The 25,980-nt window shown below is 61.3% G+C and carries 21 protein-coding genes; 6 read left to right on the top strand and 15 right to left on the bottom strand.

Going from position 1 to position 25,980, the window contains the following annotated elements:
• Positions 1-95: 95 nt before the first annotated feature.
• From ACSQ2A_RS20145 to ACSQ2A_RS20135, 3 genes are all read right to left on the bottom strand, one after another.
• On the bottom strand, positions 96-1,337 hold the full coding sequence (locus ACSQ2A_RS20145) for an extracellular solute-binding protein (RefSeq protein ID WP_295414044.1): 1,242 nt from the start codon (positions 1,335-1,337) through the stop codon (positions 96-98).
• Positions 1,338-1,383: 46 nt separating this feature from the next.
• Positions 1,384-2,448 (bottom strand): ABC transporter ATP-binding protein, encoded by a 1,065-nt coding sequence (locus tag ACSQ2A_RS20140; RefSeq protein WP_436073676.1) that lies wholly within the window; start codon positions 2,446-2,448, stop codon positions 1,384-1,386.
• 432 nt (positions 2,449-2,880) lie between these two features.
• Positions 2,881-3,729 carry a MurR/RpiR family transcriptional regulator gene (locus ACSQ2A_RS20135; protein WP_295414049.1) on the bottom strand — a complete coding sequence of 283 codons (849 nt, stop codon included), beginning with the start codon at positions 3,727-3,729 and terminating at the stop codon, positions 2,881-2,883.
• A 193-nt stretch (positions 3,730-3,922) separates the two neighbouring features.
• Here ACSQ2A_RS20135 and murQ point away from each other — a divergent pair, with 193 nt between their 5' ends.
• Complete coding sequence (murQ, locus tag ACSQ2A_RS20130) at positions 3,923-4,855, top strand: N-acetylmuramic acid 6-phosphate etherase (RefSeq protein ID WP_436073675.1); 933 nt, start codon at positions 3,923-3,925, stop codon at positions 4,853-4,855.
• A 158-nt stretch (positions 4,856-5,013) separates the two neighbouring features.
• Here the strand turns inward: murQ and ACSQ2A_RS20125 are convergent, their stop codons facing one another.
• The 5 genes from ACSQ2A_RS20125 to ACSQ2A_RS20105 all read right to left on the bottom strand — a co-directional run bounded on the left by ACSQ2A_RS20125 (position 5,014) and on the right by ACSQ2A_RS20105 (position 12,482).
• Positions 5,014-6,072 carry an ABC transporter ATP-binding protein gene (locus ACSQ2A_RS20125; protein WP_436073674.1) on the bottom strand — a complete coding sequence of 353 codons (1,059 nt, stop codon included), beginning with the start codon at positions 6,070-6,072 and terminating at the stop codon, positions 5,014-5,016.
• Between the two features lie 10 nt (positions 6,073-6,082).
• Positions 6,083-9,277 (bottom strand): alpha-mannosidase, encoded by a 3,195-nt coding sequence (locus tag ACSQ2A_RS20120; protein ID WP_436073673.1) that lies wholly within the window; start codon positions 9,275-9,277, stop codon positions 6,083-6,085.
• Complete coding sequence (locus tag ACSQ2A_RS20115) at positions 9,274-10,083, bottom strand: carbohydrate ABC transporter permease (RefSeq protein WP_436073672.1); 810 nt, start codon at positions 10,081-10,083, stop codon at positions 9,274-9,276. The genes ACSQ2A_RS20120 and ACSQ2A_RS20115 overlap by 4 nt, the downstream gene beginning before the upstream one ends.
• A complete protein-coding gene (locus ACSQ2A_RS20110) occupies positions 10,083-10,973 on the bottom strand; it encodes a carbohydrate ABC transporter permease (RefSeq protein WP_295414058.1) in 891 nt (296 codons plus the stop codon). Before ACSQ2A_RS20110 ends, ACSQ2A_RS20115 begins: the two co-directional genes overlap by 1 nt.
• 192 nt (positions 10,974-11,165) lie before the next feature.
• Entirely contained in the window at positions 11,166-12,482 is a 1,317-nt protein-coding gene (locus ACSQ2A_RS20105) for an extracellular solute-binding protein (protein WP_436073671.1), read from the bottom strand.
• 274 nt (positions 12,483-12,756) lie between these two features.
• Between ACSQ2A_RS20105 and ACSQ2A_RS20100 the strand changes: the two genes are divergently transcribed.
• Positions 12,757-13,791 (top strand): LacI family transcriptional regulator, encoded by a 1,035-nt coding sequence (locus tag ACSQ2A_RS20100; RefSeq protein ID WP_436073670.1) that lies wholly within the window; start codon positions 12,757-12,759, stop codon positions 13,789-13,791.
• Between the two features lie 142 nt (positions 13,792-13,933).
• Here the strand turns inward: ACSQ2A_RS20100 and ACSQ2A_RS20095 are convergent, their stop codons facing one another.
• The 7 genes from ACSQ2A_RS20095 to ACSQ2A_RS20065 all read right to left on the bottom strand — a co-directional run bounded on the left by ACSQ2A_RS20095 (position 13,934) and on the right by ACSQ2A_RS20065 (position 22,016).
• The gene (locus ACSQ2A_RS20095) at positions 13,934-15,142 is read right to left on the bottom strand and encodes an OpgC family protein (RefSeq protein ID WP_436073669.1); all 1,209 of its coding nucleotides are present in this window, start codon (positions 15,140-15,142) and stop codon (positions 13,934-13,936) included.
• On the bottom strand, positions 15,135-16,886 hold the full coding sequence (gene mdoH / locus ACSQ2A_RS20090; protein WP_436073668.1) for a glucans biosynthesis glucosyltransferase MdoH: 1,752 nt from the start codon (positions 16,884-16,886) through the stop codon (positions 15,135-15,137). Before mdoH ends, ACSQ2A_RS20095 begins: the two co-directional genes overlap by 8 nt.
• Before the next feature lie 9 nt (positions 16,887-16,895).
• A complete protein-coding gene (locus ACSQ2A_RS20085) occupies positions 16,896-17,030 on the bottom strand; it encodes a hypothetical protein (RefSeq protein WP_295414070.1) in 135 nt (44 codons plus the stop codon).
• The gene (locus ACSQ2A_RS20080) at positions 17,027-18,631 is read right to left on the bottom strand and encodes a glucan biosynthesis protein (protein WP_436073667.1); all 1,605 of its coding nucleotides are present in this window, start codon (positions 18,629-18,631) and stop codon (positions 17,027-17,029) included. The genes ACSQ2A_RS20085 and ACSQ2A_RS20080 overlap by 4 nt, the downstream gene beginning before the upstream one ends.
• A 286-nt stretch (positions 18,632-18,917) precedes the next feature.
• Complete coding sequence (locus ACSQ2A_RS20075; protein WP_436073666.1) at positions 18,918-20,432, bottom strand: tripartite tricarboxylate transporter permease; 1,515 nt, start codon at positions 20,430-20,432, stop codon at positions 18,918-18,920.
• Between the two features lie 5 nt (positions 20,433-20,437).
• A complete protein-coding gene (locus tag ACSQ2A_RS20070) occupies positions 20,438-20,890 on the bottom strand; it encodes a tripartite tricarboxylate transporter TctB family protein (RefSeq protein WP_295414077.1) in 453 nt (150 codons plus the stop codon).
• A gap of 166 nt (positions 20,891-21,056) precedes the next feature.
• The gene (locus ACSQ2A_RS20065) at positions 21,057-22,016 is read right to left on the bottom strand and encodes a Bug family tripartite tricarboxylate transporter substrate binding protein (RefSeq protein ID WP_295414079.1); all 960 of its coding nucleotides are present in this window, start codon (positions 22,014-22,016) and stop codon (positions 21,057-21,059) included.
• 298 nt (positions 22,017-22,314) lie between these two features.
• On the opposite strand from ACSQ2A_RS20065, the gene ACSQ2A_RS20060 reads away from it, so the two are divergent.
• From ACSQ2A_RS20060 to ACSQ2A_RS20045, 4 genes are all read left to right on the top strand, one after another.
• The gene (locus ACSQ2A_RS20060) at positions 22,315-23,250 is read left to right on the top strand and encodes a dihydrodipicolinate synthase family protein (RefSeq protein ID WP_436073665.1); all 936 of its coding nucleotides are present in this window, start codon (positions 22,315-22,317) and stop codon (positions 23,248-23,250) included.
• Between the two features lie 75 nt (positions 23,251-23,325).
• Positions 23,326-24,321: a dihydroxyacetone kinase subunit DhaK gene (locus ACSQ2A_RS20055; protein ID WP_436073664.1), complete on the top strand. Its 996-nt coding sequence runs from the start codon at positions 23,326-23,328 to the stop codon at positions 24,319-24,321.
• A 3-nt stretch (positions 24,322-24,324) separates the two neighbouring features.
• The gene (locus tag ACSQ2A_RS20050; RefSeq protein WP_436073663.1) at positions 24,325-24,960 is read left to right on the top strand and encodes a DAK2 domain-containing protein; all 636 of its coding nucleotides are present in this window, start codon (positions 24,325-24,327) and stop codon (positions 24,958-24,960) included.
• Between the two features lie 80 nt (positions 24,961-25,040).
• Positions 25,041-25,838: an IclR family transcriptional regulator gene (locus ACSQ2A_RS20045; RefSeq protein ID WP_295414090.1), complete on the top strand. Its 798-nt coding sequence runs from the start codon at positions 25,041-25,043 to the stop codon at positions 25,836-25,838.
• The last annotated feature ends 142 nt before the right edge of the window (positions 25,839-25,980 follow it).

Raw genomic sequence — 25,980 nt, 5'->3', positions numbered from 1 at the left:
CGCCTGACTTCAGACAATCACCGGCGCACCCCCCTTGTGGGGAGGGAATGAGGGTGGGGTTTACGCCCCACCCCCTCAGCGGAGGGAGATCCGCCTTACTTCTTGAACGGCTCGTACCAGGCGGCCAGGCCCGTGGTCAGGGCTTCACCGATGGCTTCCGGAGCGGTTTCGCCGGCAAACAGCTTCTGCATTTCGCCCTGGATCAGCACCGAGCCCGAGGGTTCGCCATAACGGAAGTGGGCGAGCATCAGGTAGGGGATCGAGGACTTGTTGAGGTCGTTGACTTCAGCCAGCAGCGGGTTGTCGAACGTCACGCCCGGAATGGTCGAGATGTTGTTCAGCGTATTGGCGAAAGCCTGGCCGAATTCCTGGCTCGCGAGGTAATTCAGGAACTTTACCGAAGCTTCCTTATTGGCGCCGGCGGCATTGGCTGCATAGCCGCCGTCGAAATAGAGGCCGACGAGCTTGGCATCTTCCGCCGTCTTGCCGGGAGCCGCGAAAACGCCGAGTTCGATATCCGGGTTCTGCGTCTTGAACGTCGCCAGTTCATAGGAACCGCCGATGAACATGCCGGCCATGCCCGAGGAGAACAGCTGCTGGGCCGAGGGGTAGTCGAGGCCGATAAAGCCGTCCGGGAAGTACTCGGCGGCAACGGCGGCCACTTCACCCAGCGCGCCGGTGAAACGGGCATCGGTGAAATCGGCAGTGCCGGCCATCAGCTCGTCATAAAAGGCCTTGCCCATCAGCGAGGAGCCGAGGCCAAAGGTGACGGTTTCGTTCTGCCAGGCGGTCGCGGTGCCATTGGCAAAGGGGATGACGCCGGCATCCTTGAGCTTCTGGGCTGCAGCCTTCAGCTCGTCCCAGGTCTGCGGCTCGGCAATGCCGTTCGCGTCGAACAGGGCCTTGTTGTAGATCACGAGCTGGGTCTGGCTGGCGAAGGGCACGGCATAGGTCGTGCCGTCCGAGCGCATGCTTTCCGCGGCGATCGCCGGGGCAGCGAAATCGGCGAGAGCCGGCACGCTTTCGGTGGTCAGCGCTTCGAGGTAACCGGCCGAAGCAACGTTTTCCATGCCGCCATAGGCACGAACCATCATCACGTCGGGGCCGACACCACCGGCGAGAGCGGTCGACAGAATGGTGTTGTAGTTCGCCGCTTCAAACGTCTCGAACTTGACGGTGATGCCCGGATTGGCCGCTTCGAACGTATCGATAAACGTTTCGTAGGCGGCCCGGTCTTCCTGGCGCCAGCTCCAGAACGTCAGTTCCTGGGCAAAAGCCGGGGCTGCGACGAGCACGGCGCTGAGTGCGGCGCCGATGCGGATCAGATTGGTCTTCATTGTGTTCCCTTCCCTTGAAAACTTCTGGATAGTTTGTCCCGACCCTTTACGAGGTCAGCCGCCGGCCATCCTCGGCGGAAAAGTAATGCGCGGATCCCGGCTCGACCGTCACGGTTACAGCCTCATCAGGCGCAAAGAGATCATTGGGGGTCGTACGCGCCGAGAGCAGCGTGCCATCGGCGAGGCGCGCATAAACATAGGCGTTGTCGCCCAGATATTCGGTATAGACGACCGTGGCCGACAGCCCTTCGCCACTCTGGCCGCGATGCAGTTTTACGGCGTCCGGCCGCAGCCCGAGCTTCAGGTTCTTCGCATCGGGCAGGGCGCCGGTCGCGACCGAACCACCATTTGCAACGCCCAGGCGGTCTCCATCCCGCGCCACATCTACCAGCGTCATGCGCGGCGACCCGATAAAGGTCGCGACAAACGTATTAGCCGGGGTTTCATAGAGTTCGCGCGGCGAACCCACCTGCTCGATGCGGCCGGCATTCATCACCACGATCTTGTCAGCCAGCGTCATGGCTTCGACCTGATCATGGGTCACATAGATCATGGTGCCGCCGATATCGCGGTGCAGTTTCGCGATTTCGAGACGCACATCGGAGCGGAGCGCCGCATCCAAGTTCGACAGCGGCTCATCGAGCAGAAACACATCGGGCTTGCGCACCAGCGCCCGGCCGATGGCAACGCGCTGGCGCTGGCCACCCGAAAGCTCGCGCGGCTTGCGCTTCAGCAGCGCATCGAGCCGCAGCATGCGCGCCGCATCGGCAATGCGTTTTTCGACTTCGTCCTTGGTCAGCCCCATCAGCCGGGCGCCAAAGGCCATGTTCTCGTAAACGTCCATATGCGGGTAGAGCGCATAAGATTGAAAGACCATGGCAATGCCGCGCCGCGAGGGCGGCACATCGTTCATGCGCTGGTCATTGAGGAAAAAGTCGCCGTCCGAAATCGGATCAAGCCCGGCAATCAACCGCAGCAAGGTCGACTTGCCGCAACCCGAGGGACCGACGAAGACGACGAATTCGCGATCCCCGATTTCGAGGTCGATGCCATGGAGCACATCGGTGGTCTTGAAGCGCTTCTTGATGCCGCGCAGCGATAGTCGAGCCAAGATGCCCTCCGCTAATCCCTCGATGCCCCCTCATGAGCACCTTGGGATGGAATACTAAATTCCAAAATTTGATCATGTCAAGAATAGAAAATTACATCAGGACTGTGACAGGTCATATTTTGGTAAGGCTTCGAACTGTCCCGCAGGGCAAATCGCTCCGGTGGAGCGATTTGAAGTGAGAAGGCCATGAGAGCTACGCTCGAATGGCGGGCGGGTAGGGGCTTCCGGCAATAACTACCGCTCTCCCCACCCACTCGGTGTCATTCCCGCGAAAGCGGGAATCTCTGTTTCAATAACCGGGATTCCCGCTTTCGCGGGAATGACTTCGTGGATGGAAACTGAATCTGACCCACCATCGTCACCACCGGCCTTGTCCCGGTGGTCCATGGGATGTCGCAGCAATGGGAATGGTTGTGGGATCTGCCCTAGCCCTCAGGCTTTGAGCACCGTCACCGCCGCCTCGCTGCGGTGGATATAGTCATAAGCATCCGCCTGCCGCCGCAGCAGCAGGATGAACAGCATATCCGTCAGCATCAGCTGCGCATCGCGCGAGGTGATCGCCGAAGAGCGCACCCGTTCCTCGTCTGCCACCGTAAAGAGGCTGATATCGGCAATGTCGAGCAACGGATTGGGCTGCAATCCCGTCACCGACAGCAGCGTTGCCCCACGCTTCTTCGCCAGTTCGGCAATGCGCAGCGTTTCCATGCTCCGCCCCGAATGGGACAGCGCAATGATCAGATCCTGGTCATTCAGCGCCGAGGCATTGGAAATCTGGATATGGCTGTCACTATCGACCAGCACAGTCCGCCCCAGTTTGAGCAGTTTGTACGAAAAATCCCGCGCCACCAGCGAAGACGCGCCGACGCCGGCAAGCTGGATCCGCCGCGCCGACATCAGCGCATCGAGCGCGGAATCGATCGTCGCCTCGGTATTCACCGCCGACGTTTCCCGCATCGAAAGCAGCTTCGAACCGATCAACTTTTGCAGGATCGTCATATAGGAGTCGCTGGCATCGATTGTGCCGTGAATGACCCCGGCCGGCGCATGAAACTCCTGCGCCTTGGCCTTGTTCACATCGAGTTTTAACTGCTGATAGCCCTCATAGCCAAGCTTCTGGCTGAATTTGACCACGCTCGATTGGCTACGCCCGGTCGCTTCGGCCAGGGCCGCCGAGGACATGGTCAGCATCTGTTCGGGATGGTCGAGAATGAACCGGGCGATCTGGCGATCCGCCTGGGTCATGGATTCGATCTTGGCACCGAGAATTTTGAGGATGGACATGTTCTATTCCTCGGGCTGCGCGCTGTCTGTGGAAGGCAAACGCCCTGCCAAAGAACCGCGTCCGCAGGGCGGGACGATAGGGCCTCAAGGGATCAACTGCCATCCCACATCAACAGGAATATTCTATTCCACATTTCATTGACAAGCGGAATATTCGCTTCTAGCATTTTTGCGCGAACAGAGGGGACTACCCATGGCAAAAAGCGCTCTGATGGCGGAGCTGGAAACGCTGGTTTCCGAGGCCCGCAATCCCGATACGGTCGAGATCGATCTCATGTCGACCCGCGAAGTTCTCGCGGCCATGAATCGTGAAGACAACAAGGTCCCTCAAGCCGTCGAAAAGGTTTTGCCCGAAATCACAGAGGCCGTCGACAAGATCGTCGAGGCCTTCCGCCATGGCGGGCGCCTCATCTATATCGGCGCCGGCACCAGCGGGCGCCTGGGCGTTCTCGACGCCTCCGAATGCCCCCCGACCTTTGGCGTACCGCCCGAAATGGTTGTCGGCCTCATCGCCGGCGGCGACCACGCCCTGCGCCACCCCATTGAAGGCGCCGAAGATTCCCCCGAAGAGGGCCGCAAGGACCTTGAGCGCGTCAAACTCGAAGCCCGCGACGTCGTCGTCGGCATCGCCGTTTCCGGCCGCACACCCTATGTCATCGGCGGTCTCGACTATGCCAAGTCCGTCGGCGCCACCACCGTGGCCCTGTCCTGCAATCCCGACAGCACCATTGCCCGCCAAGCCGAAATCGCCATTTCCCCCGTCGTCGGCCCCGAGGCCGTCACCGGCTCGACCCGTTTGAAATCCGGCACGGCGCAAAAACTGGTGCTCAACATGCTGACCACGGCCAGCATGATCCGCATCGGCAAGACCTATCAGAACCTGATGGTCGACCTTTCGGTCTCCAACAAAAAACTCGAAGCCCGCGCCATCCGCATCCTCGTGGAAGTCGCTGGCTGCAGCGCCGACGAAGCCGAACGCCTGCTCGTCACCGCCGGCAACAATGTCAAACTGGCCATCCTCATGGCCCTGACCGGCATGGACCGCCCCACGGCCGAAACCGCCTTGGAAAAATCCGACGGTTTCCTGCGCCGCGCCGCCGGCATTCAGCCTAGGGCTGCTGGCTAAGGCGGGCCGCCGCGCTCGCCGTCACCCCCTCCCATCCTCCCCCGTCTAGGGGGAGGTGCCGTACCGAGTGTGTGGCGCGATCCCGTCAAAAACCACCGTCCCTTCACCTCCCCCTTGATGGGGGAGGTCGGGTGGGGGTGGGGCCGCAAACTCGGTTCTCAGACCCTTATCGCCCTTCCGGCCTCATCAAACAGATGCACCTGCCCAGCCGGCAGTCCGATATGCATCTGCTGGTGCAATTCCAGCTCCGGTGCCCCATCGAGCTTGATCGTCACCGTCTCACCATCGGGCAGCTCGACATAGGCCAGCGCATATTCCCCGAACTGTTCGATCACGGCCAAAGTCCCGCTCAGGTGCGCCGTTTCCGGGCTCGCCAGCTCCATATGCTCCGGTCGTGCCCCGATCGTTCGCACTTTCGCCAGATCGGTGCCCCCAAGTGCTAACAGTCTGTTACCCGGAAGCCGCAAGCCGCCAGCCTCGGGTGTCACCGGAACAAAGTTCATCCGCTGGCTGGCAATGAACCCGGCGACAAAGGTATTCACCGGATTGCGATAAAGCTCCAGCGGCGTGCCCACTTGCTCGATCACCCCTGAATTGAGCACCACGATCCTATCCGCCAGCGTCATGGCTTCAACTTGGTCGTGCGTCACGTAAATCATTGTCGCGTCAAGCGTATCGTGCAGTTTGGCAATCTCTACCCGCGTCTGCGCCCGCAAGGACGCATCGAGATTGCTCAGCGGCTCATCGAACAAAAACACCTTTGGATTGCGCACGATCGCCCGCCCGATAGCTACGCGCTGGCGCTGCCCACCGGACAAGGCTTTCGGCATGCGATCGAGATAGGGATCGATCTGCAGGATGCGCGCAGCCTCCCTAACCCGTTGATCCACCTCTTCTTTCGGCGTCTTCTGCAGCTTCAGGCCAAAGGCCATGTTGTCATAAACGCTCATATGCGGATAAAGCGCATAAGACTGAAACACCATGGCGATGCCACGCTGGGGCGAGGGCACGTCATTGACCACCCTCCCGCCAATCGAAATGTCGCCGCCCGATATGGGCTCAAGCCCGGCAATCATGCGCAAAAGCGTCGATTTCCCGCAGCCCGAAGGCCCGACGAACACCACGAATTCCCCGCTCTTGATGTCGAGATCGACCCCATGGACCACCTCGAGCGATCCATAGGACTTTCGGACTTGCCGCAGCGTGACATCGGCCATGAATGCCTCCTCAGACTTCTACCAGGAGCGTAACGATCTCGAAGGGCCGCAGGCTCAAGGTGACGCTATTGTCCTTGATTTCCAACGGCTTGCTCGCACCCTCTTCCATCAGGTTGACCGTCCGGACTTTGTTGACCTTCACGCCAAACGAGATCGTCGTCTCGGCGCGAATATTGGCGTGCTCGAAGACGCGCAGCACCACTTCGTCCGATTTTTCGGCCTTTTTCACCGTCTCGATAGTGACGTTATCCCCGCTCACCTGCGCCAGGCTAAACTGTCCAAAGTCTTTGGCAGCCTGCGCCTGGGGAGAAGTGGAACCGATGACCGCAACCGGATTGTTGAAGCGTTCCGCCGCACGATGCACCTGCGCCAGATCGGCAACGCCTTCATGGACAAACAGCGCATAGCGAATGCGATGTTCGCCAAGATCGGCGTCCGGGCTCGGGAAAGTCGAGCCACGCACCAGCGTTAGGCGTACCGATTGCTCATGGCAATCATAGGCATATTTGCTGTCATTGATCAGCGCCGCACCGAAATCGGCCTCCGAAATATCCACCCAGCGATGCATCGATGCCTCGAACCGCGCGCGGTCCCAAGTGGTGTTGCGATGCGTCGGGCGCTTGACGTGGCCGAACTGAATTTCCGAGCGGATTTCGGAAATGTTGAGGTCGAACGGGAACTGCGCCTTGATGACCTGCTGCCGCTCCTGCCAGTCGATAAAGGTGTCGAACTCCACCTGACGCGCACCCGCAGCCAGCGAAATCACCTGTACGATCAGTGACTTCTGGTACTTACGCTCGACCCGGATCGCAGCACGATGCGGGCCGGTTTCGACCACGGAAATCTTCGTCGGGCTATCGGCCAGCGGCCAGAACTGCTCTTCGAAGTAGCGGTCGATATCCCAGGCATCCCACTCCATCGGCTTGTCTTCATAGGCGATCAGCCGATTGGCCGCCTTGCCCGGCGCCAGCACTTCGCGCTGCCGCGTCTTGTCAAAGACCGAGGTGATTTCGCCCGCCTTGTCGAAGCTCACCTTGATCAACTCGTTCTCAAGATGCTTTTCGGAAACTGACAGCGTGCTCTTGGCGGCCGGAGCCGAAGACACAACCTGCGCCGCCGTCCAGCCAAGCGCCGCGATATTGCCAACCGGCGCGACATTTTCAGTCGTGCCATCGGCCCGCGTAGTCTTCTGGATCGGCGCCGTGCCGCCGGCAGTAGCAAGCCCATTGCCCGCGCCAACATTGCCGAGGCTGACCAGTTCCGCCCGGTTCTGGCTGGTGAAATTGAGCACACGAAGCTGATCGGCACCGGGCTTCGCAAAAGCCTGCGCCGCCGCATGCCACGGCCCATTCTGGGAACTCAGCGTCGAGAAAATCCGCCCATATTCGTTGTCGCTATCGACATAGACCTCAGGAATGGACGTGCCCGGCAGGATGTCGTGGAACTGGTTTATGAGAACCAGTTCCCAGAATTCAGCCAATGTTTCAGTGGGATAGGCATGCCCCGCCTGGCTCAGCGCCATGGCGCCCAGGAACTCAAGCTCGCGCAAACGCCGCTCGGCATTGCGATTGTTGGCCTTGTTCTTGGCGACCGATGTCAGCGTACCGCGGTGGTACTGCAGGTAAAGTTCGCCATTCCATGTCGGGAACTTTGCCGGATTGGCATCCATCGCCTTGCCGAGGCGATCGAGGAACGGAACGATGCCCTCAAGCTTCACCTTGGGCGCGCCGGGAATACCGCGCTCCAGACGCGTGCCGCGCTCGATCATGGCGCGGGTCGGCCCGCCGCCACCGTCACCATAACCGTAGGACATGACGACTTCATTGTAGGCGGCCTTGGGCTCATAGCGCTTCCACGCACCCATCGTCTCGGAGACCGAGAGGTCGCCATTGTAGGTCGTGAAAATCTGCTCGCTGTCATACTTCTGGGCAGTGATCAGCTGCGCCTTGGTCACCGTCCCGTCGATGCCACGCCAGAAGAACGTGTCATAGGGATGCCGGTCGGTGTCGTTCCAAGAGAGCTTCGACGTCACAAAATATTCGAGCCCGGATTTCTCCATGATCTGCGGCAGGTTGGCCGAATAACCAAAAGTATCCGGCAGCCACACCGTCTTCGGCGTCACCTTGAAATGCTCGATATGGAATTTGCGCCCGCGCATGATCTGGCGCACCAGCGATTCACCCGAGGCGATATTGACGTCCGGCTCCACCCACATGGCGCCTTCAATCTCGAACTGCCCGGATTTGACCTTCTTGAGCATGCGCTCCCAGATTTCGGGATAGTCCCGCTTCACGAAGTCGAAGAGCACCGACTGGTTGTACATGAAGACAAACTGCGGATACTCCTCCATCAGGTTGAGCACCGTGGCAAAGCTGCGCCCGGTCTTGTCGCGCGTATGCATCACGCGCCAGAGCCAACCGACGTCGAGGTGGGTCGAACCGACAGCCGTAATCTGCGGCTGCACTTCTGTATCGACGAGATCGTAGATTTCTTTTGCGATTTTCTCTGCCGCAGGCAGGCCGGCCTCGAAGGCATCCGTGTGCCCATCACGCCGATCCAGCACCCGCAGTGCGCGCTCGACAATATTGAGAATAGCCTGTCGCCGCGGATCGTTTTGATAGAGTCGCACCGCCACATCGAGCGGGGTCTGCAGGTCATAATAGAGCTTTTCGGCGCGCTCATTGCGCACGAAGAAATCGACCTCGAACCCAACCAGCGGTCGGTCAAAAAATGTAAAAGCGTTGACCAGAATGACGTGCTTGTTGCCCGGCTTGGCATTGCGCTCGATGACAAGTTCGGTGTGATTGCCATCCAGCGCCTGGGCGATCTTGCCATCGAGATAGGCGAGACATTGAGGATCGGTCGAGCCGGGCCGGTCCTGCCACTGGCTGGTGAAGTGCGCGACAAACACCTTGCCCTTGGCTTCCTCGGGCACCGTGATTTCGGCGGCAAACCATGTGTGTTCCTGGTGCTTGGCCCAGACGGTGTGGCGGCCGAATTCTTCCCAAGTCTTCCAGTCGGCCTTCAGCGCCTCCGCAGCCGTAAACCCATCGGCGCGTTGCACATGCCACTGGAACGGCACATTGGCGATCGGCGTGCGGATCTTCGCTTCGAGATCCTTGCAGAGACGGAGGAGCTTTCCTTCCATCTTGAGGTCGTCGTCGAGAAGACCAAGTTTGGTAGATTGGGGATTGGAATAGGTCATCCTTTGACTCCGACACCGGCGAACCCTGTGTTCATGTTCCGCCGCAACAAGAAATAGACGCCGATCGCCGGCGCAGCGTAGAGAATGGAAAAGGCCGTGAGGAAGCCATAGTTGATGGCGCCCTGCTGCCCGAAGGCGGCGTAAAGCCCCACCGACATTGGGAAAGCATCCTGCACGCGCGCAAAGATCAGCGGCAGCAGGAACTCGTTCCAGGCTCCGGTGAAACTGAAGAACCAGACCACGGCGATCCCGGCCCGCGACATGGGCAACACGATTTTCGTGACAATCTGAATAAGGCTGGCGCCTTCCACATAGGCCGCCTCCTCAAGTTCGATCGGCACGGTATCGAAGAAGTTTTTCAGCAGCAGCAGCGTGAACGGCAGGTTCAAAATCGTCAGCGCCACGATGACGCCAAGCTGGTTCAAGAGCCCCGAGCGCTGCGCCGCAAAATAGAGCGGCACCAGCACGCCGGCCGAAGGCAGCATGCGCAAGAGCACCAGCGTCCACAAAAAGGCATTGCGACCGGGAATCCTGAGGCGCGACAGTGGATAGGCCGCCGAAATACCAACGATGACGGACAGCGTCGCCGTGCCCGCCGCTATGATGATGGAATTGAGAAACTGCCGCCCGGCATTGCCGCTGACGGCAAGCCCGAAATTGTCAAAGCCAAAAGCCCTGGGAATTTCGAGCTGCCCCGTCGAGAGCGGATTGAAGGCGTTGAGAACAAGCCAGGAAAACGGGCTCACCCAGATGACTGCCATGAAAGCCAGGGCAATTGCGGTCAGGCGGGAAGGCTGGTTTTCCATTATTTGGGCTCCCGCAACATGCGCAGATAGAAGAGCGAAAGCACGCCGACGATGAGCAACATGGCGACCGAAATGGCCGAGCCAAAGCCGAGATTACCGCGCGAAAAGCTCTGATTGTAGAGAAAGACCGCCAGCGTTTCCGTCTGCCGCCCCGGCCCGCCGCCGGTCATGGCGAAGATCAGCGGGAAGTAGGTAAAGGTCCAGATGGTGATGAAGAGCATGTTGGTGGCGATATGCGGCCGAATGATCGGCAATTGCACCAGCCACACGCGCTGGAACGGCGTCGCGCCATCGACTTTTGCAGCCTCCACCACTTCGCGCGATACGGAGTCGAGCGCTGCCGAAAACAGCAGATACGACCAGGCCGTGCCCTTCCACACATTGGCGATGGTGACGATGGGCAGGGCGTAGTCGTTGATGAAGTTGATCGGCTTGAAGCCAAACGGCACGACGAAAAGCTGATTGATCAACCCAGTCTGGCTGGTCGTCGCCGACCACAGAAACGCGGCCACGATATCGGGCAGCAGCCAGCCGAGCATGATGCAGACTTCCACCACGCCGCGAATACTCGATTGCGTGCCGCGAAGGGTTGCTGCGAGCAAAAAGCCCAGCACCGACTGCCCGACAATGGCCGAGAAAAACACGAAAATAACGGTGGTCCAGAGCGATTCCAGAAACCCGCGCCGGGTAAACAGCCGCTCGAAATTCTCAAACCCCACCCAGCTCCATTCAACGCTCTTTTTCCCCACCAGCGCCAGGTCGGTAAAGGAAAAGGCAAAGGCCCAGGCGGTGAAGTAAAGCAGGGCCCCGATCAGGAGAATGGCTGGCAACATGCCAAGCGCCAGGACGAAGAGATTGCCGGTAAGCCAAGGATTGGCCTGGTTTTTCATGGGCTTTCTCGCTTGGGCGGTCGGCAGGCCAACACGCATCCACAAACTCGGTGTCATCCCCGCGAAAGCGGGGGATCTCGCTTCGGGAAGGAGATTCCCGCCTTCGCGGGAATGACGCGGGAGACAATCAAAAACTCCCGTCGCGACGGCACCCGGAGGACATTTCGGGCGCCGCCGCGTCGGGAGGTTTGCTTATTCGTAGGTGATGACGTTCTCTTCGCCGAACTCATCCACCAGGGCATTGTGGTAGGTCTCGATCGCTTCTTCGACCGACACACCATCCAGAAGATCGGATGTTGCCTGCTGGATCAGGGCCGAAACCGTCTGATAGCCCGGAATAGTGTCGCGGCCGGTCGTATCAGCGGCAAGGCCCGTGGCCTCGGCGAGGAAGGGGTCGGCCGTATATTCCGCAGACTCGGAAATGTCGGTGCGCACACCCATGCGATGGTTGGCGAGCGTCCAGGCCTTGAAATTCTCCTCGTCAAAGATCGTGGTCAGGAGCTTGAAGGCGGTTTCCTTGTCGGCGGCGTTGGCATTGATGCCGAGGGTCCAGCCACCCGAGATATTGGTCGTGGCCTTGGTGCCCGGTTCGCCAGAACCCGGCCATGGTGTCCAGCCGACCTGGGCGTCGCGTTCCTCGCGGCTCGGCGGATTGTTGCAATCCCAGAGGCACGCATCTTCCCAGGAGCCGGAGGCGAGAATACCGAGCTGGTCATTGGCGAGCGCCGCACGCACCGCCGCGCCGATATCGGTCGCGTAGTTGAGGTCGGCAGGGTTCAGTTCCTGGGCGACATAGACCTGGTGATAGAGGTCGAAGACGCGGCGCAGGGCCGGGCTGTCGCCGATCCACTGATTGGTGTCGCGCTTGAGGAGACGATTGCGATCTCCCTCGGGCACGTCGGCACCGAGCAGCGCCATATAGACGCCCTGCATGGTGGCTGCTTCCGCCTGCTTGGTGCCGGCCGGCAGCTGGAACGGATATTGTACCCCGGCTTCCTTGAGCTTGGTCGCAGCATCGAGAATGTCGGCCCAGTTCTTGGGCGCCCATGGCGTGGCGATACCGGCCTTTTCAAAGTTGCTGAGATCATACCAGAGCATGCGCACATCGGTGTCGGTGGGGAGGGCATAGACCTCACCCTGATAGGACGCGACTTCTAAGAGGCCCTGCAGATAGTACTGGAACTGGTCCCAGCCGGCCAATTGGGCGCCGAGCGGCTCGAGATAACCGGCGGCGGCGAGTTCGCTGACCATAAAGCTGTCGATCAGGTTGACGTCGGCGGCGGTGCCGGCGCTGAGATCGAGCGCGATACGCTGATCATAGCCCTGGCCGGGCAGCTTGATGGCGTTGACGGTTTCGCCCGTCTCCGCTTCGAATTTCTCGATGCCCGATTCGATCAGGGCAGCGAAGGATTCCATATACATAATAGAGACTTCGGCGCGTGCCGGAATGGTGGCGGCTGCCATTAGCGATATGGCGGCGACCGTCGTCAGAAAGCCAGTTCTGAGCATCAACTCCTCCTCTGCTGCTCCTGCCGCTTATCGGTGCGGCATTGCCCGGGACCTCCTTATCCCGAACGCAGGAACGTAATCACATGTGATGCAACGTTGCAATTCCAAATCCGTTTTCGTCATCAATGCTGACATATCCAAATTTTTATCGTTTTATTTCAATGTCGTTACAAAGTTTGCATCGATTTCATCACGCCCATGAATCTCTAAAACGTTGCAAAAATTTCGCATTGGTTTGAGCGCGAGCCCGTGTAAAATCGGGGCGGGGAAAGCAATGAGCAGCAAGACGACGACAAACAATATGGCCAGTGGCACCAGGCGCGTGACGCTCAAGACCATCGCCGAGATGACTGGTCTCAGCCTTTCCACCGTTTCGCTGTCTCTAAGGGGCGGCACGACCCTCAAGCAGGAAACCCGCGACAAGGTCAAAGAAGCCGCCAAGGCGCTCGGCTATGTGCCCGATCGCGCCGGCGTGCGCCTGCGCACCGGCAAGACCAATGTCATTGCCCTGGTGCTCGACGGGTCCGAGGATTCCATCGATTTTGCCCGCAATATGATCCAGGGCATTGGCCATGCCATTGCCGGCACGCGCTATCACCTGACGGTGATCCCGGAATTCGAGCGGCACAACAGCACCGAGACGATCAATTACATACTCTCCAATCGCACCGCCGATGGGGTGATCATCACCCATACCGGCCCGCGCGATCCGCGCGTGCAAATGATGATCGATGCCGACTTCCCCTTTGTCAGCCACGGGCGCACCGAGTTCTATACGCCCCACGCCTATCACGACTTCCATTCCGAGGATTTTGCCGCGCTTGCCGTAAGACGCCTCGCCGGCAAGGGCTGCCGCGACATCATGCTTGTCATCGGCGATGACAGCACCACCAATTACCACAACATCGTCACCTCCTATCGCAAGGAGGCCGCCCGCGCTGGCATCGAGGCGCGCGTGCTCGAAGGCACGGCAAAACTGAGCCCCGCCGAAATGCGGAGCGTCGGCATGGAGCTCGCAGCCGATCCCAATCGCCCCGATGGCATCATTTCCGACAGCGAAATGCGCACCATTGCCCTGGTGGGTGGCCTCACCGAAGGCGGGGTCACCCTCGGGCGTGAGGTGCAACTGATCTACAAGCAGACTTCTGGCATTCTGCCCACACTCTTCCCGCAGATGGACAGCATTCGCGAGGATGTCTTTGCCGCCGGCGGCGAACTGACCCGCCTGCTTCTGCGCCGCATCGACGGCGACCCGGTCAAGCAATTGCAGACCCTGGCGGAGCCCCAGCCGCATTGGCGCAGCGGCTAAGGCGGCAAACGCCGAACCATCCCCGCCGTCGTCACCACCGGGCTTGTCCCGGTGGTCCATGCCATCCGCAGGGTGGCAGGCCGCGCCAAGATGGATTGCCGGGACAAGCCCGGCAATGACGGCGGATAGGAGAGGTGATGTCCTAGGCCCTAGCCCGTGCCAGCGCGGCCTTCATCTTGACCGTATGGTTGAGCGCATAGGCAAGCCCGATCTGGATCGACAGCCCCACCACCAGGATCGCCGCATCCGTCAGCGCGCTTTCCGGCACCCCAGCCTTCACCGCCTGGAAGAACAGGCTCAGCGCCGTGCCCGTCGCAAACACTGCCAGACCCTGCCGTCCCATGGCGCGCAGCGGTGAAACCCAGCGCGAAGCGGCAATCGCCTGCATGCTCGGAATCGAAGCCAGCACATAGAAGAGGCACAGCGCATGCAGCAGCCGCGGCAAGGACAAAAAGGTCTTGTCGAAGGAGTGGATATGGAACGGCGCGCCGATCTGCCAGAGCCAGCGCAAGACGCCATTGCCCATGGCGCCAACCGGCTGCACCTTCATCCACAGGAGCGAGAGGATGACAAAGCCCAGCGCGAGCAGAAAGGCCACCGGGTGCGCCGGAAAAGCGCGCTTGCCGAGCTTCATGCCCATGCCGGCCACAAGGCCCAGCACGAACATCAGCTGCCAGGAGAATGGATTGAAGAACCAGCCGCCCGAATTGGGGTAATTCGGGAAGTTGAGCCGCAACGTACCCGCCAGCACCCAGAGCAGCACCGACCCGGCCACCAGCCAATAGGGCTTTTTGAGCCCAGCCACGATCAGCGCCGGCGTCAGGAGCAGGAAGGTCAGGTAGAGCGGCAGGATATTGAGATAGCCGAACTGATGCGTCAGCAGCGGAATGCCAATCAGCACCTCCAGCGGCTTCTGTGCCAGCGCCTTCAGATTATTGGTCGTCAGCAGCTCATAGAGCCCAAAAAAGTGCGCCGCCGCGGCAAAGGTGCCGAGGAAAATGAAGGTCAGCGTCAGGTGCACGAAATAGAGTTGTCTGGCGCGTGCCCAGGGCCGCGCCACGGCGAGCCAAAGCGGCACCTTCTTCAAAAACGCGCCCGAATAGGCCAGACCCGCCGCCACGCCCGACATGAAGACAAAAGCCTCAGCCGCATCGGAAAAACCGAAATTGCGATTGGTAAAAGCCTCGAACACGGTTCCCGGCACGTGATTGATGAAAATCATCACCAGCGCCAGCCCGCGGAACATGTCGAGCCGCTCGTCGCGCCCGCCGGGGGGCAGCGGAGCAGGACCCGCTGCAATAGCACGCAGGCCCGGGATACGATCCCAGACGGTCGGCTTGCGCTCAAGCATGGGCGGCGACTTCAGCAAAGCCCATTGTCACCACCGGCTCGGTGGCGCGCCAGCTCGCGAGAATGGCATTGGCTTCAACAATGATCGGGCTCGGCGCCCGCTCATTGGCGGTCGAGAACAGCCAGGTGCTGACCGGCCGGTCGCTGCCGCGCGCCGTGGCCCAGATGACAAGGGGCGCCAGCAGGGCAGGGCCCGCCACCGGCAATAGCCAGGGCAGGAAAGCCGGACCGGCATAGGCCATGAAAACCAAAGCGGCGAGCGCGGCCAGCACGATCCACCAGCTGGCCGAAAAAGCCGTCTTCAGCGGCACGGCCTTGGCGTCGCGCTCGGTCGCCGGCCAGCCGCCATCCATGCCGAAAAGAATCTGGAACACGGCGCGGCTCTGAAAACCGAGCAGCACCGGCGCCATGATGGTCGAGATGACGATTTCGCTCAAAACCGAGGGAATGATGCGCCAGCCACCGAACGCGCTATTGGTGCCATCAATGGCGCCGCGCAGGGCAATGGCAAATTTGGGCAGCAGCAGCGTCGTCAACACGCCAATGCCGATGATCCACGGCGTCGCGCCCCAGCGGTCCCCGCCACTATCGGGAATAAGGCTCGAAAGCAGGCTCGCCGCCATCAGCAGCAGCCAGAGCGGCGAGGCGAGATAGGCCATGATGCCCTGGACGAAGGTAAACCGGCTCCAGAATTTCAGGCCCGGGGCCGCGATCAGTCGGCGATGCTGCAGATTGCCCTGGCACCAGCGCCGGTCACGCTTGGCATATTCGATAAGGTTTTCCGGACCCTGTTCGAAGGAACCAGCCAGCTCGGGATCAACTTCCACTTTCCAGCCGCCACGGGCCAGAAGGGCCGCCTCGACATAGTCGTGGCTCAAGATATGCCCGCCATAGGGCGGTTTTCCCGACAGCACCGGCAGGCCGCAGCACGAGGCAAAGGCGCGCACACGCACAATGGCATTATGCCCCCAATAGGGCCCGTCCTCGCCCTGCAACAGAGCAGCGCCCCGCGCAAAATAGCGCGAAAAATAGGCCGAGGAGTAAGCCATCATCCGCCCGAACAGGGTTCGCGCGGCGATCACCACCGGCACGGTCTGCAACAGGCCAAGTCGCGGATCGGTATCCATGCGCCGCACCATGGCCAGCATGGTGTCGGCTTCCATCAGGCTATCGGCATCGAGAATGATGGCATAGTCATAGGCCGCGCCCGAGCGGGCGATGAAGTCTTCGATATTGCCGGCCTTGCGACCGACATTGCGCTCGCGGCGGCGATAGAAAATCCGCCCCGGCGCTTCCGGCTCGACGATCAGCCGCTCGAATTCGCTCGCCTCTTCGGCCGCAACCTCAAGCGAGGTCGTGTCCGAAAGGATGGCGAAATGAAAATGCTCGCCAAGGCCCTTGGCGACGATCTGCCGGTTCATCGCGGCGATGCGGGCAAAGGTCTCGACCGGATCTTCATTGTAGATCGGCACCAGAATGGCCGTCTTGCCCTCGGGCCGTGTCAGGTCGGGCAGGCGCCGCGACCTTGGCGAGAGCGCACCAAGCAGGCCGATCGTGCCGCCCCAGACCAGCCAGAAGCCGGTCAGGACGAGCAGGATCGTGCGCACCCAGTCGAGAAAAACCGGGCGATTGCCCCCGATCAGGTCGAGAAAGGCAGTGCCGGCGGTCAGGCTCACGGCCGCGGCGAAGCCCAGCGTGAGCAGCCGCAGCCACCCAGCCCGCCCCGTGGTTAGCCGATTACCCATTCACCAGTCCTAGTTGCGCTGCCAGACGAGGAAGAAGGCCTTGAAGAAGCCGCCAAAGGCCGAGCCGCGCTCAAGCGTCTGCTTGGGCATGGCGAGCGGGGCATTGGGAAGGCCGTCTATGGGCTGAAAGGGCTGGTGCTTCATGCAACTTCTCCGCGCCACTGATAAAGCCAGGCTTCCGTCAGCGGTTCGCCGCCGGAACCAATGCTGGCCCGCAGCTCGATAAGGTTCTGACCTTGGGTCTCGACATCGAGGACCAGGCGCCAAAGTCCATTGGCGTCGATCTGCGAGAAGGTCGACGATGTAATTTCACCGGCCGATGCCTTGGCATCGACTTCAAAAATCGTGTCCGGCGACAGGTCCGCGAGACGCCCGCCATCGAAGTCGATGACGAATTTCCGCAGGGTTGCCGCGTTTTCGACGCCGGAGACGCCACCCTGGCCAATGCGGGTTTCCACCACATGCGCCAGCTCGGCATTCTCCTTGGGAACGAGGTCACCCCAGATCAGGCGATAGCCATATTCGCGTTCCTGGCCGGCCTTGGGGGCTTCGTTCGGAATCCAGAACGCGGCGATGTTGTCATCGGTTTCCGACTTGGCCGGAATTTCGATGAGACGCACCTGGCCCTGGCCCCAATTGCCGGTCGGTTCGACCCGCATGGAGGGGCGGCGCTCGTAATGCGCGCCGGCATCCTGGTAGTCGTCAAAATTGCGATTGCGCTGATAAAGGCCAAAGGCGCGCACATTGGCATCCCAGAAGAAGGAATTGCCCAGCTGCGGCGTATTGTTGAGCTGGCGCCATTGCGGCAGCCCGGCCTCGGGTTCGAAGACGAGACCAGAGCAATCGTGCACCTGCGGTCTGAAATCGTCGAACTGGTGGCGATTGGTTTCGGCAAAGAGGAACATCGAGGTCAAAGGCGCAATGCCGATTTCCCCGATATCGCTGCGGAAATAGAGCCGCGCGGTGACATCCATCACCGTTTCCTGCTGCTCCTGGTTCGCAGGCGAAATCAGGAAGCGATAGGCGCCGGTCACGCTCGGGCTTTCAAGCGCGGCATAGACCGTCAGTGGGCCGTCGCCAGTGGGGCGCTCGACATAAAACTCGGAAAAGCGCGGAAACTCTTCCGGGCCTTCGCGCCAGGAATTGATGAGCAGGCCTCGCGCGCTCGACCCATAGATATTGCCGCGGCCAAGGGCACGGAAATAGCTGGCACCCAGGAACGCGACCAGTTCGTCGGCGAGATCGGGCGTATTGAGCGGATAGTTGATGCGGAAGCCGGCAATGCCCGGAAATTCAGCAGTCTCGATCGTCTTGCGCTCTTCATCATCGTCGAAGTGATAGATGAAGTCTTCGCTGTCGAAGGCGAAGGGATGCGCGTCGCCATCGGTGATTTCATAGACCGAGACGGTTTCCTTGAAGAGCCAGCCGGGCGGAAAGGCCTGGATCTGAAAACCGTGACCGTCCCCGCGCCAGCGCGCCTTGTCCGTATTGAACTGGACGCGGCGATAGCCGTCATAGTTGAGGCCTGTATAGACCTCGGAGTCGATGAGGACGGGGCTCTGATAGGGCTGAGCCGCCAGATCCTTCATGCGCTGGGAGAAGCTGTCATAGTCGAACGCGCCCGACATGGGCTCGATCGCAAAGACAGCCTGGGTCAGCGATGTTGAAGACAAAAGGGCGATGGAAGCGGCGGCGCCGGAGAGAAAGGCGCGGCGAGACAGTCGATTATTTGGGGCGGTGAGCATTTGTGACGCTTGTTGTTCTTCGCTATCCATCAATTTCCGGCAACGTCGCCAAGCCGGTAAAGTTGTCGCATGGCGGGCATGCAGCAAACGCATGGCGCAATGCTGCCTAAAAACCGCCTTGAAACCGTCTTCACCGTCTCGTGATGAGCAGGCCGGGGTCTCGCTAAGGGGCAAATGGGGCGAAAGACTGGCGCATGAAGAAAACGTTAAAAAACTGTCATATGACGGAAAAGAAAAACCCCGGAAGTCAGTGACTTCCGGGGTGCGGGGCGCGATTTGTCGCAGCTCAGGAGGGGAGCTGGTTCACGCTTCCCGGGTTCTCTTGGTGCTTCACGAGACCACGAACGGTCCTGAAAATGGCGACGCTCCAGATCAGCAGGGTCACGACACCGAAGACTGCAGCCACCGGCCGGCCAAAAAAGCCGAGAAGGTTGCCGTCGGCGATCATCATCGAGGTGGTGAAGTTGGTTTCCACCAGCGGACCCAGCACGATGCCCAGGATGATGGGGGCAATGGCGATCATGCGTGCCTCGAGCACATAAGCGACGATCCCCGCCCCCAGCATCAGCCAGACGCCGAACATGGAATTGTTGATTGAATAGGAGCCGACGATGCAGAAGAGCAGGATGGCGGCATTGAGTAGCGCCCTCGGCACTTCAAAAATCCAGCGGGCCGATTTCGCGGCCACCCAACCGAGCGGCAGCATCAGGATGTTGGCGATCGCAAAGACGATCATCACCGCATAGAAATTTTCCGGGTGCAGCGTCATCAGCGTCGGCCCGGGATCGAGCCCCTTCATCACCAGGACGCCCACGGCAATGGCGGTCACTGCGTCGCCCGGAATGCCGAACACCATGGCCGGGATCCAGGACGCGCTGAGCGCCGCATTATTGGTGGCGCCGGCTTCCACGAGCCCTTCAGGATGCCCCTTGCCGAATTTTTCCGGCTCTTTGGACGTGCGCTTGGCCAGCGAATAGGTGATCCAGGCCGCCAGATCGCCGCCAACGCCGGGCAGGGCGCCCAGGAGCGAGCCGATGATCGAGCCGCGCACCTGGTTCTTGCGATACTTCCACAGCGCCCCCAGCGTGCCTTCGAAGGGGTTCTTGAGGTTGATCTGGGGCACTTCGGCCATGGCGCGGCGGCCGGCGCGCATCACTTCGGACACGGCGAACATACCGATCATGATCGGGATGAAGCTGATGCCACCCATTAGTTCGATATTGCCAAAGGTAAAGCGCGGCGTCGCCGTCAGCGGGTCCATGCCCACCTGGGCGATGAAGAGGCCGAGCAGCAATGCCAGCGCGCCTTTTACCAGGCCACCCGAAGAAATGAGGGCGGCGCAGGAGAGGCCGAGCACGGCCAGCCAGAAATATTCAAAACTCGAAAAGCCCAGCGCAGCCTTTGCCAGCATGGGTGCGGTAAAGAGCAGGAACAGGAAGCCGAAAAGACCGCCCAGCACTGAGCCAACGACGCCGATGCCGATGGCCAGGCCCGCCTTGCCGTTCTGGGCGAGGCGATAGGAATCTTCCACATAGGCGGCGGATGCCGGCGTGCCGGGAATGCGCAGCAGCGTGCCCGGCAGGTCGCCCGCGGTAATCGCCATGGCGGTGCACGAGATGATCGCGGCAATGGCCGGAATGGGCGCCATATAGAAGGTGACGGGCACCAAGAGCGCCGTCGCCATGGTGGCGGTCAGCCCCGGAATGGCGCCGACAAACAGGCCGAAGACGGCGGCGAGGAAAATGGTGATCAGCGTTTCGGCATTGAAGACAAGGCCGACGGCAAGAGCGAATGCGTCCATGATCTCTATCCCAGGATGCCGCGAGGAAGGGGAACCCGGAAGCCCGACATGAACAGGTAGTAGATGCCTGCCGAGGCGATGGGACTGAAGATGATGGCGGGGAGCCACTTGCCGCCGCTCATCAGCACGATCACCACCGAGAAGATGGTGCCGGCAACGAGGAAGCCGAGATAGGGCATGGCCAGGGTCGTCACCGCGAGGGCGACGACAATGCCCACGGCAAACCAGGTGACGAGCGGCTGGGCCTCGTCCTCGGGCGTATCGCGCACGATCCAGCCCTGGATGGTGAGCGCCACGCCCATGATGGCCATGCCGGCGCCGACGATCGAGGGGAAGAGGCCGGGGCCTACATTCATGCCGGGCAGGGCCTGCATGGTGAGCGCCTGCTGCAGGATTGCAGCGCCGCCCAGTGCAAAGACCACGCCCAGCGCGCTATCCATTGGAAATGACTGCCTCATGCGCTCCTCCTAAAAGCACTGGACCTGGGGCGCAGCTGTTCGGGGCAGAGCCGCCGCGCCAAGAGAAAAACCAGAGCGCCTGATCCCTTGAGGGACTTGGGATCATTCGCGCTCTGGAGAAATGACGGCCGGAGGTGCATTCCGGCCGTCGGGGCAAGCAAAGTGCTTACTTGGCGAGGCCCACGGCCTGCAGCGCCTTGCCGATGGATGCGTCGGCTTCGCTGAGGAAGGCTTCAAAACCAGCCGCATCGCGATAGTCGATGCCGAAATTGCGCTGGGCCATGAAGTCCTTGAATTCCTGCGAATTGACGACCTTTTCCATGGCTTCGACGAGGCGCGCCTTGACGTCTTCCGGCAGGCCCTTGGGAGCGGCGATACCGCGCCATGCATAGGCGGCCCACTTGTTCCCCAGAGCTTCTTCGGCGGTGGGCACGTCGGGGGCGGCGGTAGCGCGCTCATTGGCGGCAACGATCAGCGGCTTGACTTCACCGGCATCAACCATCGGACGCGCGTCCGGCATGGTGGTGGTCACGACGCTGATGGCGCCGGAAGCTAGAAGCTGCAGGCTGGCCGAAGCGCCTTCCGAGGGCACCCAGGGGGCGGCAGCCGGGTCGATGTCATTGGTCACGAGCACGCCGGCCCAGCCCAGATGCGCCATGCCGCCGAGATTGGCGCCCGATGCCTTTACCGAACCGGGATTGGCGCGGATTTCGGACAGCAGGTCTTCGATCGAGGGGCCATCGGCGCGCACGAACACGGCTTCCGGATCGGCGTTGAACAGCGCGATCGGCTCGTAGTTCGAGTAGTTGAGCGGCGACACGCCGGTCCAGTGATACATGGACAATTCGGTGGTGATCACGCCCAGTGTGTAGCCATCGGGCGGCGAGTAGGAAATTTCGGTGTGGCCGACAATGCCGCCGCCGCCGGTGCGGTTGATGACGTTGATCGGCTGGCCGAGTTCCTTTTCGAGCAGGGTCGCGATGATGCGGCCCGTTGCGTCGGTGCCGCCGCCGGCAGCCCACGGCACGATCAGGTTGATGGCATGGTCAGGATATTGCGCGGCCGCCGGGGCGATTGCCAGGACCGAGAGCGCCAGGGCGCCAGCGAGCGTCTTCAAATGGGTCATTTCTGTCCTCCCAGGTGAGTCGGGTGTTCCGACATACGAACATTGCTTGCCGTATTGCAAACTTCTGTACCACATTCCGGAACTAACATGTCAACTCCCTGCCCCAAAAATGTGCATTTGCACGGTACGTGGCCCAAATATGTTGACATGACAGCGCGATCACCTCTATCAAATGTAGGAATGATGTTCCGGATTGTGGAATTTCATGAATGCGGCGCTGGAATCGCAGCCCGCATCCTGTAAAAATTTCGGACGAGGATCGCCATGGTGGCTCCCGTCCAGGCCTTGGAGGAATTCGATGAGCAACCCCATCGCGCTCAAGCTGCGCAACACCCTGACGGGCATCCTGCCGCCCCTCTCCATGCCGTTTGATGAAAACGGCAACCTCGTCAAAGGCGCGCTCAAGGCCCAGGTCGATTTCATGATCGATTCCGGCGTGCGCGGGCTCGTCGTCGGCGGCTCGACCGGTGAGGGTCACACGCTCTCCTCCACCGAATTCACCGAAGCCATGATCGAGGCTCACGACGCCAATGCCGGCCGCGTGCCCTTCGTCGTCGGTCTCATCGTGCAGTCGACCCGCGAAGCCATTGATCGCGTCAAGGCGCTGGGCGACATCAAGATCGACGCCCTGCAGGTCACCCCGGTCCACTATCTCTTCAAGCCCGGCCGCGAAGCCACGATTGAGCACTTCCGCGCGATCTGGGAAGAGACCCAGGTTCCGATCCTGATCTACAACGTCATTCCCTGGAACTACCTCTCCATCGACGACATGCTCGCCATCATGGAAGCCGTCCCCGGCGTTGTCGGCATGAAGCAGTCCTCGGGTGACGTGAAGTCGGTTTCCGACCTCATGCTCCGTTCCAAGCCCGAAAACATCGTCCTCACCGGCATCGATGCGCTGCTCTATCCCAGCTTCGCCTTGGGCGCCCATGGCGCCATCAGCGCGCTCACCTGCGCCGTTCCAGGCGTCACCGTAAAGCTCTTCGACGCGGTTCAGGCTGGCGATCACAAGACCGCCAAGGACATCCACTTCCGTCTCAACGCGCTCTGGAATGCCCTCCGCCACGACAACCTGCCGGCCTGCGTAAAGTACATCCAGCACCGTCAGGGCCTGCCGCTCTTCCACCCGCGCGCCCCGATGGAACGCGTCACCGATGCCCAGAAGGCTGCCATCGATGCCGTGCTCGGCCCGGTGCTCGAGCTGACCAGCGTGCGCGCCAAGTCGGCCGCCTGATCGACTGTCTGATCGATCTCGGGCGGGCCGCCGCAGAAGCGGCCCGCCTTCCACCACGACGCCTGGGAGGACGACATGAAAAAGCTGATCAACGACCCCGCCAACTATGTCGACGAGATGCTCGACGGTCTCTGCCTCGCCCATCCGGGCCTTGTTCGTGTCGGCGATGATCGCCGCGCCGTGGCCCGCGCCACCAAGATGCGCCAGGGCAAGGTCGGCGTCGTTTCCGGCGGCGGCTCCGGCCACCTGCCGCTCTTTACCGGCTATGTCGGAAAAGGCCTGCTCGATGCCTGCGCCATCGGCAATGTCTTTGAAGGCCCCACCATCAATTCCTGTCAGGACGCGATCGCGGCCGCCAATGGTGGCGCGGGCGTCCTTTGCCTCTTCGGCAACTATGGCGGGGACAAGATGAACTTCGAGATGGCGAGCGAATTCGCCGCCATGGACGGGGTCGAAACCCGCACCGTGCTCGGCACCGACGATATCGCCAGCGCCAAACCCGAAGAATCCCAAAAGCGCCGCGGCGTCGCCGGCCTGATCTTTGCCTACAAGGCCGCTGGCGCCCTCGCCGAGCAGGGCGGCAGCCTCGACGAGGTCGCCGCCATTGCGCAAAAGACCGTCGACCGCACCCGCACCATTGGCGTCGCGCTCTCCTCCTGCCAGATTCCCGGAGCCGCCGGCCCCAACTTCACCATTGCCGATGACGAGATCGAATTCGGCATGGGCATCCATGGCGAGCCCGGCATCTGGCGCCACAAGATCCGCCCCGCCGACGACCTCGTCGACGAAATGATTTCCATGCTCCTTGCCGAAAAGCCCCAAGGCGCGACCCGTGTCGCCGTGCTGGTCAACTCGCTGGGTTCCACGCCCTTCGAGGAACTTTTCATTCTTTATCGCCGCGCCGCCCAGCAGCTCGACGCCGCCGGCCTCACCGTGGTCAACCCTCTGATCGGTCCCTATGTGACGTCCATGGAAATGGGTGGCGCCTCGATCAGCCTCTGCTTCCTCGACGACGAAATCGAAACCCTGCTTGCGGCCCCGGCCGAGTGCCCCTTCTGGAAGGTCGGCTGAACCATGGCCATTACGCTTGAAACCCTGGCCGACACCATCGCCCGCGCCAATGCCTCCATGTCCAGCCTGACCGATGTGCTCAACGCCGCCGACGCCAAATTGGGCGACGGCGATACCGGCACCATGCTGGCCCGGCTCATCGGCACATTCGCTGCCGTGGACGTGAGAAATGCCGAAAACCTCGGCGCCGGCTTCATGGCCCTCGCCAAGGCCGGCGCGGCCTCTACTGGCTCCAGCCTCGGCACGCTCATCATCACCGCCATGATGACGGCCGGCAAAGCCACCGTCGGCAAGAGCGAAATCGCCTGGTCGGACCTCTCCGGCATCATCGCCGCCATCCGCTACGCCGCCATGGCCCGCGGCAAGGCGGAACTCGGCGCCAAAACCATCATCGACGGCCTCGACGCGCTTGCCAGCGGCATCGAGGGCAAGACGGATGCCGCGAGCACCGCCGCTGCGGCCGAAAAGGCCATGCACGACGTCCTCGCCGAATTCCGCAATCGTCCCTCCGCCATGGGCCGCGCCCGCATGTTTGCCGAAAAGAGCGTCGGTCTCGATGATCCCGGCATGCTGGCTCTGGCCGAAATTGTCCGCAGTCTTGCTCAAAACCCTCAGCATGACAGTGCGTCCGTTGCTTGAGAGTGCTTCGCAAGTGAACTAATAGAACCAGGCTTGACGGTCGCGCGTGACTGTTCAATCTGAGCGTTGAGACCCAGAACATGACCGATACCGATCAAGCACTGGCGCCAGCCAAACCGGCCCGCAGCGACGAGAGCCTCAAATCGCTCACCAAGGTGTCGCGGGTGCTCGACTGCTTTAATACTGCGCACCGCGCCCTGACGCTGGCCGAAATTTGCGCCAAAACTGGCTATCCGCGCTCCACCACCCATCGCCTCCTCGCCGCCATGCGCGAGGTCGGTTTCATCGAGCAGGAGCGCGAGCGCGACGCCTACCGCCTGGGTCTGCGCCTCTTCGAACTGGGCAATACCGTTCTCGCCAATCTCGAGCTCAATCGCGAAGGCCGCGTCATCGTTGATGCCCTCCATCGCCTGACGAGCCGCGCCGTGCATCTGGCCGTCTTCGACGGCCATCGCGCCGTCGTCATCCAGCGCACCGAAGCCGAGCCCATGCTCAGTAATACCATGGTCGAAAACTCGCCGGTCCATTGCACCAGCGTCGGCAAGGCCATCCTCGCGCACCAGCCCGAAGAGATCATCGCTCGGGTGATCGATGCCGGTCTCGAACGCTTTACCGAAACCACCTTCACCGAACCCGACGCCTTCCGCGCCGAACTCGACCTCACCCGCCAGCGCGGCTACGCCATCGACAATGGCGAGCACCAGCCGGGCCTCAGGTGCATCGGCGCCCCGATCCGCAACCAGTCTGGCGCGGTCTTTGCCGGCATCAGCATCAGTTCCCCCGCCTGGCAATTGCCCATGGCCGAGGTCGACGAACTCAACAAGGTCGTCATCTACCACGCCAACCTGATTTCCCAGCGCCTGGGATACGTGCGCTAACTGCGTCATCGCCTCCCTCCTCCGGTTGGCGTTTTTTGGGCTTTTTGCCCTGTGGTTGCCCGTACTTCCGGGCCGTCTCCACCCACCGCATGTCACCCCGGCGAAGGCCGGGGCCCATCTTGAGATCTCAGGATGGATCCCG

It is taken from the genome of Devosia sp. LjRoot3 (assembly GCF_964252865.1).
GTDB lineage: Bacteria > Pseudomonadota > Alphaproteobacteria > Rhizobiales > Devosiaceae > Devosia.
This window is presented reverse-complemented; position numbering and strand designations above follow the sequence as displayed.